Source organism: Streptomyces sp. NPDC006476 (assembly GCF_040612015.1).
GTDB classification, from domain to species: domain Bacteria; phylum Actinomycetota; class Actinomycetes; order Streptomycetales; family Streptomycetaceae; genus Streptomyces; species Streptomyces griseorubiginosus_B.
Genome location: NZ_JBEXPK010000026.1, coordinates 89,374 through 102,827, shown reverse-complemented (window position 1 = coordinate 102,827; position 13,454 = coordinate 89,374). Strand labels below are relative to the sequence as shown.

Below are 13,454 nucleotides of genomic sequence, written 5' to 3'. Positions count from 1 at the left end.
CGGGGGCGCCTGGCGGGGCGGGCCCCGACCCCTTCGACGGAGGACCGGGCGGTTCTTCGGAGCGGCCCCGCCCGGTCCTCGGCCCTCCACAGACTGGCGTGGCCCGCACACCACGTCCCCCACGGTGCGGGCCGCGCCGCCCACAACTTCTGTACACCGCAAGCCGATTGAGGAGAGGGCATGGCCCCGCGCACGAACGACACCGAGCCGGAGCGGGAGGACGGCCCCGCGCCGACCACTCCCCCCGAATCCGCCGCCGTCGCGCCGGCGGTCGAGGAACAACGGGACGCCAAGAGCCCCTCGACCCCGCAGACCGACGCGCACTCCTCACGCACGGAAACGAACAGGAACGCGGAGGCGGTCGCCACGACGGTCGCCACGACACCGGGCCGCGATGCGGACACGGAGCCGCACACGCCGAAGGGCACCGATGCGGAGCCACCGGCTGCGAAGAAAGCCGCGCTCCCCCTCCCGGTGGCTAGCGGGGCCGAGGCGTCGGGCGCCGAGAGGGGCGCGGCTTTCCCGGTCGTTGGCAGCGGTGCCGAGTCCTCCGTGGACGGGGAGGTCGTAGGCGCTGATGAGCGCGTCGCCGCCGTGCGGCGGGTGTCGGCTGCCGGGCGGCGGTTGCGGGTCGTTCAACTCGGCGGGACCGCCGTGCTGTTGGCCGTCGCGCTCACCGCCGGTTCGATCGCCTACGGGGCCATCCGGGACAAGACCGCGAGCACCCCGGTCGCGGCGGCCCCCAGCGCCATCTCCCCGGCACTGCTCTCCAGCGGCAGCATCGACGCGAGCATCGCCGCCCTGCAGGCCCAACTCCGCGCCCAGCCAAGGGACTACGGCAGCTGGGCCTCCCTCGGCCTCGCCTACGTCGAGCAGGCCCGCACCAAGGGCGACCCCTCGCGCTACCCGCAGGCCGAGAAGGCACTGAAGCGCTCCCTCCAGGTGCGGCCCGGCAACGAGCAGGCCATCACCGGACAGGCGGCCCTCGCGGCGGCCCGCCACGACTTCAAGGACGCCCTGGCCTACGCGGACCGGATCCTGAAGGAGAACCCCTACAGCCAGAACGCCCTCTCCTCCCGCATCGACGCCCTCGTCGAACTCGGCCGCTACGCCGACGCCTCGAAGGCCGCCGACACCGCCGACGCCCGCCGCCCGGGCGTCCCCGTCTTCACCCGCTACGCGTACGTCCACGAACTGCGCGGCGACGTGAAGACGGCACGACGGGTCCTGGAACAGGCCCTGGCCTCCTCCACCACCCCCGGCGACATCTCCTACGTCGCCGCCCAACTGGGCCTGCTCGCCTGGAACCAGGGCGACTACCGCACGGCCCTCACCGACTACGCCCGCGCCCTCGCCGCCGACGAGAACTACCTCCCGGCGCTCGAGGGGCGCGCCCGCGCCCAGTGGGCGACCGGCGACAAGGCGGCCGCGATCAAGGGCATGGAACAGGTCGTCGCCCGCTATCCGCTGCCCCAACCCCTCGTCGAACTCGGCGAGATGTACCAGGACCGGGCGGCAAAGGGCGACGAGACCAAGGCCCGCGACCAGTACGCCCTGGTCGACGCCTGGATCGCCCTCGCCCGCGCGAACGGCGTCAACGCCGACCTCGACACCGCCCTCGCCGCAGCCGACCACGGCGACAGGGCCGCCGCCCTGCGCGCCGCCCGCGCCGAATGGGCCCGCCGCCACACCGTGCACACCGCCGACGCCCTCGCCTGGGCCCTGCACGTCAACGGCAAGGACGCCGAGGCCCTGCCCTACGCCAGGCAGGCCACGGCCACCGGATACCGCAACGCCTCGTTCATCTACCACCGCGGCATGATCGAACGCGCCACCGGCCACACGAACGACGCCCTCGCCTCCCTGCAGGCCGCGCTGAAGCTGAACCCCGGCTTCTCGCCGCTGGGCGCCCGTGAGGCCCGTAAGGCGCTCAAGGACCTGGAGGCGGCAAAGTGAGCTGTCGTCGTCTGCTCGCCTCCACAGCCGCCGTCCTCACGGCGGCCTGCGCGCTCGCGCTGGCTCCTTCCACCAGCGCGAGCGCGCATCCCCTCGGCAACTTCACCGTCAACCGGTACGACGGCCTGGTGGCCGCACCCGGCACCCTGCGCGTGGACCACGTCGAGGACCTCGCCGAGATCCCGGCGACCCAGGCCAAGCCGGACCTCGAGCGGCTCGGCATGACCGAGTGGGCGAAGGAGCGGTGCGCGAAGGCGGCCGAGGGCAGCAAAGTCACCGTGGACGACCGTACTGCCGCGCTGACCGTCGCCAGCAGCACGGCACGTCTGCGCCCGGGCCAGGCCGGTCTGCACACCCTCCGCGTGGAGTGCCGGCTGACGACACCACTGCCCAAGGCCGAGACCGTCCGGGTCGGCTTCCACAGTGCCGGGTTGACCACGGGACCCGGCTGGCGCGAGATCACCGCGCGCGGCGACCGGATGACGCTCACCGCGACGGACGTACCGAAGACGTCCGTCTCCCATGAACTCACCAGCTACCCCAAGGCGTTGCTCTCCTCCCCCGCCGACACCTCGTCCGCGACCCTGCGCGTGCGGCCCGGTGGCCCCGCGCTGGCCCCGGAGAAGACGCAGGCCCCCGGCGCCTCCATACTCCCCCGCGGCGCCGACCGCTGGACGCAGGACCTGAACAACCTGGTCGCCCGCAACCACCTCACCGTCGGCTTCGCGGCGCTCGCCCTGCTCATCGCGATCGTCCTGGGCGCGATGCACGCCCTCGCCCCCGGCCACGGCAAGACGCTGATGGCGGCCACGGCGGCGGCGCGCGGCGGCCGGGCCCGCCTCAGGGACGTCCTCCCACTGGCCGCCTCGGTGACGGTCACCCACACCCTCGGCGTCGTGGCCCTGGGCGTCCTGGTCACGGCCGGCTCCGCGGCGACCCCCTCGGTGATCGCCTGGCTGGGCCTGGCGAGCGGCGTCCTGGTCCTGCTGGCGGGCGCGAACCTCGTACGCCGGGCCTGGCGCAACCGCGCGCCCGCGCATCACACCCAGCACCTTCATCACGATCACCACGACCACCACGACCACCACGACCACCACGAAACGGCTCCCGCACCGGAGTTGGAGTTGGTGGGCGCCCACGGCGCGACAACGACGACGGAACACCCCCACCACCATCACCACGAGCAGGACCACACGCACGAGCACGAACACGAGCACCGGCACGACCACCACCATCACCACGACCACAGCCACCACGGCCACACCCACGACGACGCCACGGTCGAGCACACGCACGGCGGCTTCACCCACACGCACTCCACCGCCCCCACCCTGCGCGGCACGATCCTCCTGGGCTTCGCCGGCGGCATGGTGCCCAGCCCCTCCGCCGTCGTCGTGCTGGTCGGCGCGGCGGCGCTCGGGCAGGCCTGGTTCGGGCTGCTGCTCGTGGTCGCCTACGGCATCGGGCTCGCCCTCACCCTCACCGCGGCCGGGTTCGCCGTGGTGAAGCTGGGTACGGGAATGAATCGGGTGCTGGACAGGCGCCCCCGCTGGACCACGCACCCCATGGCGGCCCTGCTGCGCAGGACCGCACCGCTGGGATCCGCCCTGGTCGTCGTGGCCCTGGGGGCGGGGCTGGTCCTCAAGGGGGCGGCATCCGCACTCGGATGAGCTACTTTGTGAATGAATCAGGTCAGATGCCGTGGGGGGCGTCGGTGTCCGGAGAACCCGGCAGGGAACGTGTGATCGCGGGCCGCTACCGCCTCCTGTCCCCCCTCGGTGAGGGCGGCATGGGGACGGTGTGGCGGGCCCGCGACGAGGTGCTGCACCGCGAGGTCGCGGTCAAGGAGGTGCGCGCTCCCGCCGGTCTTCCGACCGCGGACGTGGAGCGGCTGTACGCCCGACTGGAGCGCGAGGCGTGGGCGGCGGCCCGGGTCGCCAACCGCAATGTCGTCACCGTGTACGACGTGGCCACGCAGGACGGCCGGCCCTGGATCGTCATGGAGCTGGTCCGCGGCATCTCGCTGGCGGAACTGCTCGACGCGGAGGGCCCTTTGGACCCGCGGCGGACGGCGCACATCGGTGCCGAGGTGCTGGCCGCGCTGCGGGCCGCGCACGCCGCCGGGGTGCTGCACCGGGACGTCAAGCCGGCCAACGTGCTGCTGTCCAACGACGACCGGGTGGTCCTCACCGACTTCGGCATCGCGCAGGTCGAGGGCAGCTCGGCGCTGACCATGACCGGCGAGGTGATCGGCTCGCCCGAGTTCCTGGCGCCGGAGCGTGCGCTGGGCCGTACGCCGGGGCCGGAGTCCGATCTGTGGTCGCTCGGCGTGCTGCTGTACGCGGCCGTCGAGGGCAACTCCCCCTTCCGGCAGAACACTCCGCTGAGCACCCTGCGCGCGATCGTCGACGAGGAGCTTCCGCCGCCGCACCGGGCCGGACCGCTGACACCGGTGATCGAGGGGCTGCTGCGCAAGGACCCGGCGCAGCGGATGTCGGCCGAGCGGGCCGAGCAGGATCTCCGGCTGATCGCGGCCGGGGGCACGCCCGGCGCGGACTGGGCGCAGGGGTCGTCGTACGCCCCGACCGTCGCGGCCTTCCCGGAGTCCCCCTCGCCGACCCCGCCGATGCCTTACCCGACGGCGCGGACCCGGCCGACGCCCTCTTCCGGGACCACGGCGGCCTCGGCCCCGCCGGAGCGCGGTCGCCGGGCCGGTGTCGTCCTGGTGACCGGCGTGGTCGTGCTGGCGCTGGCCATCGCCGGGCTGACGTACGCGCTGCTCAACCGCGACAAGGGCAACGGGGACGGGAACAACGCGGGCAAGACCCGCACCGAGAGCGGGACTTCGCCGACCGCCGGGGACACCTCGCGGGGAGGCGGCGCGTCGAGTCCGCCCCCGAGCAAGAGCAGTGGTCGTACGACGGCTCCCCAGTCCGTGAGCGTCACGCTGGCGGGGGCCAACAACGACTACTCCGGAACCTGCCCGCCATCGAAGTCTCAGGCCCCCACCTTCACCGCCACGTTCACGGTCGGGCGTCTTCCGGCGACGGTGACCTACCGCTGGGTGACGAAGAACGACTCGCTGTCCGGGGGGTGGAAGACGCTGTCGTTCCCGGCGGGCGGGGGCAAGTCCCGGCAGGACCGGCAGTTCATCACCACGCGTGACAGCGAGGGGACCTTCCAGGACGTGATCAGCGTGGAGGTGCGCGATCCGGTGAGCGCGACGTCCAACTCGGTTCCGTTTTCACTGAACTGTGTGGCGGAGACCCCGACGGGCGGGGCCTCCCCCAGTACGTCCGCCTCACCGACCTCGTGAGGGTCAGACCGCTCCGGTCAGCACGGGCAGATAGCCGCCCGACTGGCCGGCGGCGGTCGGGTGGTACGACTCGCCGATGCTCAGCAGGTTGAGGCTGTGCAGCCAGGAGCTGCCGGAGCAGATCTCGTGGCCGGTGAAGGTGGTGCGGACATCGCCGAAGGCGAAGCCGTGGTTCGCCGCCGCCTTGTTGATGGCGGTGTCCAGGTAGTCCGCCGCGTCGTTGATCGCCTTCCGCTTGCTGTCGGAGAGGCCGACGCAGGTCGTGCCGAGCCGGTAGAAGCGGGGGTAGCCGAGAACGACCACACGGGCGTTCGGGGCTTTGGCGCTGATCGCCGAGTAGACCTTGTCGAGCTGGCCCGGCAGCGTGGAGTCGACGTACGCCTTCGCGGTGTTGATCCGGGAGAGGCAGGAGCTGTCGGACTGCAGGACGCAGGTGGTCATGACGTCGGAGAAGCCGGCGTCGTTGCCTCCGATGGTGATGGAGACCAGGCCGGTGGCGCTGCTGAGCGGCCCGAGTTGGTTCGCCAGAACATCACCCGTACGGGCGCCGGAACAAGCGGTGAAGTCGAACGTCGAGGGTGAATGGGCCGCGGCCCAGAGGTAGGGGTACGCCTTGGTGCTGCGGTCGCAGTCGCCGCTGGAGCCGATGTAGCTGCCCGCGCCGACTCCCGAGGAGTAGGAGTCGCCGAGGGCCACATAGCCCGTGGCGGCGGCCTGCGGGGACGCCTGCGCCGCCGTGGCCCCGGTGAGGGCCGTGCCGGCGGCGAGGAGGATCGAGCTCACGAAGACGGCAAATCGGGAACGTCTCATGGAACCTCCCTTTAGCAGGATCTCTGCCATAACCGTCGTACCAACTACGCGTGTTGAGGGGAAGTGTCCATGTCAAGCTTTTCGGTGCATTGGGGACCGGACGGGAAGCGCAGGGAACAGGTGTGTGCCTTGTTCGCGCCTTGACGCCCCCTGTTCGCCTGCGCGACATTGAAGTCCGGCATCCGGCGCGCTGGGGGGCAAAGTCGCCAATGCAGACCATCCGTATCAAGAGACCGTCGGACGTCAGCGGCACAGAGCGGGCGGGGCCCGGTCCGGGGAGGGACCTGGCACCTCTGCTCGCGGGGGCCGCGACGGCCGTGGGGGTGTTCGGCGCGCTGCTCGCGCTGGTCGACTCCGGCTCCGCGCTGCGCGGTCCGCTCACCCTGTTCTTCCTGCTCGCGGCGCCGGCGACCGCCATCGCGGCCGCGCTGCGCGGGCTGGAACCCTTCGGCCGCACACTCGCCGCCATCGCGGGCGCGGTCGTCCTGAACATGCTCGTGGCTCAGGGCATGTTGGCCGTCCACCGCTGGTCCGTACACGGCGGGATCATTGCCGTGACCGTGATCAGTTGCGCACTTCTGCTTCTAAGTTGTGTAACGGTCAAACCAACAAAAAGGTGAGGCCTGGTTTCAGGCCTTGCCATACATGCTCAATCGTCAATACCGTCGTACATCTCACCCGCATCGGACCATCACTCAGCGGCTCCAGGGGAGGGCTCAGGACCGCGATGGCTACCGGGGGCGGGGCGCGGTAGGGGGGTGCCGTGCTCGGTGACCGCACTTGTGACCGAGTCGTGCCGCGCGGTCGGCTGCCGTCGTCACGGCAGACGGCCAGTTCTGCCAGCTCGCTTCGGCGTGCACGGAGTTCCTTTTCGTCATGCCCAGGCGTGAACCCCCCTTTCGAACCGGACACAAAACCGGGCCGCCCAGGGGCGGGCGGTCCACCGGACGAGAGGGACCAGACTCATGAGTTCCGTACTGCGGCCGGCCACCACGGGCGAAGGCCCGTCAGCCGCCGCCCAATACCGGCCGATCTCCTCGCATCTGGCCATCGCACCACCGGTGAGCGTGGTGATTCCCGCCATGAACGAGGCGGAGAATCTCCCCTACGTCTTCAAGACGCTGCCGGACTGGATACACGAAGTGGTCCTGGTGGACGGCAACTCCACGGACGACACCGTCGAAGTGGCCCGTGAACTGTGGCCGAAGGTCAAGGTCGTCGAGCAGCGGGGCAAGGGCAAGGGGGACGCCCTGATCACCGGGTTCGAGGCCTGCACCGGCGACATCATCGTCATGGTCGACGCGGACGGCTCGGCCGACGGCGGTGAGATCGTCTCGTACGTCTCCGCCCTGGTCTCCGGCGCCGACTTCGCCAAGGGCTCACGCTTCGCCAACGGCGGCGGCACCGACGACATGACCTTCATCCGCAAGCTCGGCAACTGGGCGCTGTGCACGATCGTCAACCGCAAGTTCGGCGCCCGCTACACCGACCTCTGCTACGGCTACAACGCGTTCTGGCGGCACTGCCTGGACAAGATCTCCCTCGACTGCACCGGCTTCGAGATCGAGACGCTCATCAACATCCGGGTGGTCAAGGCCGGGTTGAAGGTGCAGGAGATCCCCAGCTACGAGTACCTGCGCATCCACGGCGCCAGCAATCTGCGCGCCGTGCGGGACGGGTTCCGGGTGCTGAAGGTCATCCTCAAGGAGCGCTCCAACCGGCGTGAGCTGCGCCGGCAGGAACACCACTCGCCGATGCTCGACTCGGTGCGGGGAGAGGTGTCTTGAGCGATCTCGACGTCTCCGTCGTGATCTGCGTCTACACCGAGGACCGCTGGGAGGACATCCTCGCCGCGGTCGCCTCGGTGCGCGCGCAGTCGCGGCCCGCTCTGGAGACCCTGCTGGTCGTCGACCACAATCCGACCCTGCTGGAACGACTCACCAAGGAGTACAAGGAGACCGCAGACGTACGGGTGCTCCCCAACGCGGGCCCCCGTGGCCTGTCCGCCGGCCGCAACACCGGCATCGCGGCCTCCCGCGGCGAGGTGCTCGCCTTCCTCGACGACGACGCCGTCGCCGAGCGCGACTGGCTGCTCCGCTTCACCGAGGCCTACACCGATCCCCGGGTGATGGCCGTCGGCGGACGCACGATGCCCGTCTGGGCGTCGGGGCGCCGTCCGGCCTGGTTCCCGGAGGAGTTCGACTGGGTGGTGGGCTGCACCTACCGGGGGCTGCCGCCGGGCCGGGTGCGGGTGCGCAACGTCCTCGGCGGCAACGCCTCGTTCCGTCGTACGGCGTTCGACGCGGCGGGCGGTTTCGCGACCGGCATCGGACGCGACGGCGACAAGCGGCCACTGGGCTGCGAGGAGACGGAGCTGTGCATCCGGCTCAGCCGGGCCAGGCCCGACGCCGTCCTGCTCATCGACGACCGGGCGGTGATCCACCACCGGGTGCCCGCGGCGCGCGAGCACTTCGGGTACTTCCGCACCCGCGCCTACGCCGAGGGGCTGTCCAAGGCACTGGTGGCACGCAGTGTGGGCGCGGACAAGGGGCTCGAGTCCGAACGCCGGTACACCACCCGGGTGCTGCCGGCCGGGGTGGTACGCGGGCTGCGGGACGCCGTACTGGCCCGGCCGGGCGGAGCGGGGCGGGCCGGGGCCATTGTCGCCGGGGTCCTGACGGCGGCCGGCGGATACGTCGTGGGGAGCGTACGGGCCCGCCGCGGCGGGGCCACGTTCTCGGTGGTCGAGATCGAGGGGGGATCCGATGACTGAAGCACCGGTGCCGATCCTGATGTACCACTCGGTGGCGACCGCGCCGAACGACGCCACGCGTGCCCTGTCGGTCGCGCCCGAGGCGTTCTCCGAGCAGATGGCGATGATCGGCGACCTCGGGTTCACCCCCGTCGACACCGCCGATCTGGCGGCCGGTTGGCGCACGGGGGGGCCGCTGCCGCCGCGTCCCGTCCTGATCACCTTCGACGACGGCTACGAGGGCGTGCACCGGCACGCCCTGCCCGTGCTCGCCAAGCACGGCTTCGCCTCGACCCTGTTCGTCTCCACGGGCTGGATCAAGGGCGCGTACGACACCGGGGGCGGCCTCGACACCATGCTCGACTGGGACCAGGTGCGCGAACTGGCCGCGGCGGACGTCGAGATCGGCGGCCACAGCCACACCCATCCGCAGCTCGACCAGCTCGACGACGACAGGCTGCGGTACGAGCTGAGCCGGTGCCGGGAGATCGTCGCCGACGAACTGGGCACCGCCCCCGCCTCCTTCGCCTACCCGTACGGCTACTCCAGCCGCCGGGTGCGCGAGGCCGTCCGGGAGAGCGGGTACGCCCAGGCGCTCGCCGTCGGCAACACCCTCGCGCGCCGCCGTCAGGGCCCGTACGCGCTGCGGCGGGTCACCGTGCGCCGCAGCACCGGGATCGAGGAGTTCGGACGCCTTCTCGAAGGCCGTTCGATCGCCCGCACCTTCGCCGGGGACCGTGCCCTCACCAAGGGGTACGCCCTGGTCCGCAGAGCACGTCAGGTCCGCCGGAAGGCCATCCGTTCCCGTGTCTGACACGACGACCACGACAACCGAGGCCCAGCCCCCGACCGAGGCGCCCGAGCAGCAGGGGCGCCGTCTCCGGCTGCCCGGGCTCGGCCGGTCCCGGGGCGGCAGCCCGCTGTTCCGCAACGCCTACGCCCTGATGCTCAACACCGGTATCTCCGCGGTGCTGGGCCTCGGGTACTGGCTGGTCGCCGCCCGCTACTACTCCGACACGGCGGTGGGCCAGGGCTCGGCCGCGATCGCCGCGATGAAGCTGCTGGCGGGCCTGACCGCGGTGACCCTGACCGGCGCCCTGGCCCGCTTCATCCCGGTCGCCGGACGCAGCACCGGGCGCTTCATCTTCCGTACGTACGCGGCGAGTTGCGTCGTGGTGTCGTTCGCGGCGGGCGTGTTCCTGCTGACGCTGGACACCTGGGGGCCGTCGTACGCCTTCCTGCACGGAGCGGTCAAGGGCCTCGGCTTCATCATGGCGGTCGCCGCCTGGAACCTGCTCACGCTGCAGGACGGGGTGCTGACCGGGCTGCGCAGCGCGCCCTGGGTGCCTGTCGGCAACACCGTGTTCTCCGCGGTGAAGCTGGCGCTGCTGATCGGGCTCGCCGCCTCGATGCCGACGACCGGTGTCTTCCTGTCCTGGGTCCTGGCGATCGCCACCTCCGTGGTGCCACTCGGCATCCTGGTCTTCCGCAGACTGGTGCCCCGGCACATCAGGGCGACCGAGGACCACGCGAAGCCGCCGACGGTCAAGGAGATCGGCACGTTCCTCGCCGGCGACTACACGGGCTCGCTGTTCTCGCTCGCCGTGGTCTACCTCGTGCCGGTCATCATCGCCTCGCAGGTCAGCTCCGAGGACAACGCGTACTTCTACATCACCACCACGATCGGCGGCACGATCAACCTGCTCGCCATCAACATGGGTGCCTCGCTGACCGTCGAGGGCTCGCACGACCCGGCCCGGCTCGCCGCCAACACCCGGGCCGCGCTCCGGCGGATGGCCCGGATCATGGTGCCGATCTGCGGGCTGCTGTTCCTCGGGGCGCCGTACATCCTCGGCGTCTTCGGCTCGGGCTATGCGGACGCGGCGACCCCGCTGCTGCGCTGGTTCGCCGTCGGCGCGCTGCTCCGGGTCGTGATGGAGACGTACTTCGCGGTGCTGCGCGCCCAGAGCCGCACCGCCGGACTGGCCTGGCTGCAGGGCCTGTTGTGTGTGCTGGTGCTCGGACTGACCCTGCTGCTGCTCCCCCGGATGGGGCTGACCGGCGCCGGTGTCGCCGAGATCTCCTCGCTCGCCGTGATCGTCGCCATCGCCGCGCCCAAGCTGTACCGCACGGTGCGGGCCGCCCCCGCCGAACTGCCCGCGGACGCGGCGCCCGACGGGGACCTCGCCGATCTGGGTGCGCGCGAGGTATCAGCGAGCGAGAAGCCGCGCCGGCGCGGACCGGCCTGGGCGCTGGACACCGACACCCTCGCGCTCGGCATCCACGTCGACTTCGACCACCAGGAACGGCGCCCGGACGTCCGCCCGGGACCGGGCACCCCGCCCACCGGCACGCCCGCCGTACGCCCGGACCACCGGCCGACCTGGGCGAAGCAGCCGCAGGTCGGGCTGCCGGTGGAGGAGCGGGAGCCCGGTTCGGAGGCCTCGCTGGGGCCGGCCGAGCTGGAGGTCGACGCGCCCTTCGAGGCAGAGCTCGCCGAAAAGGCCGTACGGGAGCCGTCGGCCGCGCCGGCGGAGACGCCCGTACGGGAAGAGGTGCGCGAGCCCGAGCCGCCCGCCCTGTCCTGGCGTCAGCGGCTGCGGCCCACGCGGCTCGGGCTGGTCCTGGGCTGTCTGCTGGTCGCCGCCCTGCTGCTGTACTGGGTGCCCGCGCTACGGCTCGGCGAGAGCGACCTGGACCGCATGGGCGGGCTCGGGCTGATCTCGGTGCTGCCGCTGCCGACGCTGGTCGGAGCCGCGCTGCTGATCGCGGTGTTCGGCTCGCTGCTGTGGCTGGGCCGCGAGCACAAGGCACTGCTGCTCATCACCCTGCTGGCGACCGTGGTGTCACTGCACGCGCTGCCCGCGGTGATCGAGACCGAGCCGCGGTTCCCGACGGCCTGGCAGCACCTGGGCTTCCTCGACTACATCGACCGGACCGGCTCGGCCGTGCCCGACCTGGACGCGCGCTGGAGCTGGCCGGGCTTCTTCGCGGTCGCCGCGTTCGTGACCAGGGCCTGCGGGGTCACCGACCTCACCGACCTGATCCGCTGGTGGCCACTGACCATCCAACTCCTTTATCTGGCGCCGATGTTCCTCCTCGTCCGCTCGCTGCGGGCGAGCTGGCGCGCCAAGTGGACCGGCATCTGGATCTTCGTCCTCAGCGGCTGGGTCGGCCAGGACTACTTCTCCCCGCAGGGCTTCACCTACCTGCTCTACCTGGCGTTCGTGGCGATCCTGCTGGTCTGGTTCCGCGAACCGCGCGTGATCTGGACCAGACGGCGTCCCGGCGAGGCGGAGGTCGAACCGGCGGACCGGCGTCAGAAGGCCGTCCTGCTGGCCGTGTTGATCGGCCTGTTCCTGGCGAGCGTCCCCGCCCACCAGCTCACCCCGTTCGTGATGCTGGGCGTGCTCGCGGCGCTCGTCCTGGTCGGCCGCTCCGAACTGCGCGGCCTGCCCATCCTGTTCGCCGTCGTGGTCGCGGTGTGGATCGGCTTCATGGCCGAGCCGTACTGGTCCGGCCACTTCGACGAGCTGTTCGGCGGGGTCGGCGGCGTCGGCAGCAATGTCTCCACCTCCGTCTCCGGCCGTATCCAGGGCGGCAGTTCGACCCACAAGCTCGTCCTGTACGCACGCGTGCTGCTGGCCGGCGGTGTGATGCTGTTCGCCTGCTGGGGCTGGTGGCGCCGGCGCGACCACAAGTACCGCGAACGGTCGCTGCTGGTGCTCACCTTCGTCCCGTTCCTCGGCTTCGGCATGCAGTCCTACGGCGGCGAGATGGCGCTGCGCGTGTTCATGTTCGCCCTGCCCGGCGCGGCCCTGCTGGCCGGTCTCGCCCTGTTCCCGCGCACCGGCGTCACCGCCGAGGAGCGGGACAAGGACCGGGTGAGCCTGGCCCCGCTGGCGGCGCTGCTGGCCGGGCTGCTGCTGATGGGCGGCTTCCTGGTGGCCCGCTGGGGCAACGAGCCCTTCGAACGCGTCCGGCCCGGCGAGGTCGCCGCCATGGACTACGTCTACGCGCACGACAAGCCGACGGTCCGCCTGCTGTGGCTCAGCAACGATACCGTCAACGACGTGACCCCGGCGATGCCGTGGGGCGCGAAGGACATGGAGCGGGTCGACTACGTGCCGACGCTCGCGCCGGCCGACCCCGTCCTGGTCTCCAGCCTGGTCAAGGCGCTCAAGGACGCGGGGCCGAACTCGTACCTGATGATCAACGCGGGTCAGGTGACCTACCTCCAGATGGACGTCGGCTACTCGGCCACCTGGGAACCCCGGCTGATCCAGAACCTGGACCGGCGGCCCGAGTTGAAGAAGGTGTACGACAACGCGGACGCGACGATCTACGCCCTGAGGAAGCAGCCCGAGGGCAAGGTGCCCAAGCCCGACCCGGGTCCGATCGGTCCGCAGATCACCTGGACGCCGTGGTCGGTCGTCGGCGCCCTCGCCGCCCTCGCGCTGATCCTGATGCTGACGGCACGCGAGGTCGTCCGGGTCGCGATGCGGCCCAGCGTGCGCCAACTGCGCCTGCTGCAGAGCAGCTTCTGGTTCTCGCTGCCGCTGCTGGCGGTGCTGCTGGCCTCGCTGGTGCAACGGTTCCTGAGCCTGAAGTGAGGTCCGC

General features: G+C 71.5%; 9 protein-coding genes. 8 read left to right on the top strand and 1 reads right to left on the bottom strand.

The window, feature by feature from the left end; genetic code table 11:
- Positions 1 to 180: 180 nt before the first annotated feature.
- Genes ABZZ74_RS28015 through ABZZ74_RS28005 form a run of 3 tightly spaced genes read left to right on the top strand, consistent with a single transcriptional unit; the run spans position 181 to position 5,272 of the window.
- Positions 181 to 1,956 (top strand): tetratricopeptide repeat protein, encoded by a 1,776-nt coding sequence (locus ABZZ74_RS28015; RefSeq protein WP_356769473.1) that lies wholly within the window; start codon positions 181 to 183, stop codon positions 1,954 to 1,956.
- A complete protein-coding gene (locus ABZZ74_RS28010; protein ID WP_356769471.1) occupies positions 1,953 to 3,626 on the top strand; it encodes a sulfite exporter TauE/SafE family protein in 1,674 nt (557 codons plus the stop codon). Before ABZZ74_RS28015 ends, ABZZ74_RS28010 begins: the two co-directional genes overlap by 4 nt.
- Positions 3,627 to 3,670: 44 nt before the next feature.
- The gene (locus ABZZ74_RS28005) at positions 3,671 to 5,272 is read left to right on the top strand and encodes a serine/threonine-protein kinase (protein ID WP_356769469.1); all 1,602 of its coding nucleotides are present in this window, start codon (positions 3,671 to 3,673) and stop codon (positions 5,270 to 5,272) included.
- Positions 5,273 to 5,275: 3 nt separating this feature from the next.
- Here the strand turns inward: ABZZ74_RS28005 and ABZZ74_RS28000 are convergent, their stop codons facing one another.
- Positions 5,276 to 6,082, bottom strand: a complete 807-nt coding sequence (locus ABZZ74_RS28000; RefSeq protein ID WP_356769467.1) for an SGNH/GDSL hydrolase family protein — start codon at positions 6,080 to 6,082, stop codon at positions 5,276 to 5,278.
- 323 nt (positions 6,083 to 6,405) lie between these two features.
- Between ABZZ74_RS28000 and ABZZ74_RS27995 the strand changes: the two genes are divergently transcribed.
- From ABZZ74_RS27995 to ABZZ74_RS27975, 5 genes are all read left to right on the top strand, one after another.
- Positions 6,406 to 6,702 (top strand): hypothetical protein, encoded by a 297-nt coding sequence (locus tag ABZZ74_RS27995; protein ID WP_356769465.1) that lies wholly within the window; start codon positions 6,406 to 6,408, stop codon positions 6,700 to 6,702.
- A 345-nt stretch (positions 6,703 to 7,047) separates the two neighbouring features.
- Positions 7,048 to 7,869: a glycosyltransferase family 2 protein gene (locus tag ABZZ74_RS27990; protein ID WP_356769463.1), complete on the top strand. Its 822-nt coding sequence runs from the start codon at positions 7,048 to 7,050 to the stop codon at positions 7,867 to 7,869.
- Positions 7,866 to 8,855, top strand: coding sequence for a glycosyltransferase family 2 protein (locus ABZZ74_RS27985; RefSeq protein WP_356769461.1), 990 nt, complete (start codon positions 7,866 to 7,868; stop codon positions 8,853 to 8,855). The genes ABZZ74_RS27990 and ABZZ74_RS27985 overlap by 4 nt, the downstream gene beginning before the upstream one ends.
- Positions 8,848 to 9,648 (top strand): polysaccharide deacetylase family protein, encoded by an 801-nt coding sequence (locus tag ABZZ74_RS27980; protein WP_356769459.1) that lies wholly within the window; start codon positions 8,848 to 8,850, stop codon positions 9,646 to 9,648. The genes ABZZ74_RS27985 and ABZZ74_RS27980 overlap by 8 nt, the downstream gene beginning before the upstream one ends.
- Positions 9,641 to 13,447 carry a lipopolysaccharide biosynthesis protein gene (locus tag ABZZ74_RS27975; RefSeq protein WP_356769457.1) on the top strand — a complete coding sequence of 1,269 codons (3,807 nt, stop codon included), beginning with the start codon at positions 9,641 to 9,643 and terminating at the stop codon, positions 13,445 to 13,447. The genes ABZZ74_RS27980 and ABZZ74_RS27975 overlap by 8 nt, the downstream gene beginning before the upstream one ends.
- Positions 13,448 to 13,454: the final 7 nt, after the last annotated feature.

What these genes read in the sequence shown, in the direction of transcription:
- ABZZ74_RS27990 (WP_356769463.1), top strand. Translation starts at nt 7,048, where the DNA reads ATGAGTTCCGTACTGCGGCCGGCCACCACGGGCGAAGGCCCGTCAGCC.
- ABZZ74_RS28000 (WP_356769467.1), bottom strand. Translation starts at nt 6,082, where the DNA reads ATGAGACGTTCCCGATTTGCCGTCTTCGTGAGCTCGATCCTCCTCGCC.
- ABZZ74_RS27980 (WP_356769459.1), top strand. Translation starts at nt 8,848, where the DNA reads ATGACTGAAGCACCGGTGCCGATCCTGATGTACCACTCGGTGGCGACC.
- ABZZ74_RS28015 (WP_356769473.1), top strand. Translation starts at nt 181, where the DNA reads ATGGCCCCGCGCACGAACGACACCGAGCCGGAGCGGGAGGACGGCCCC.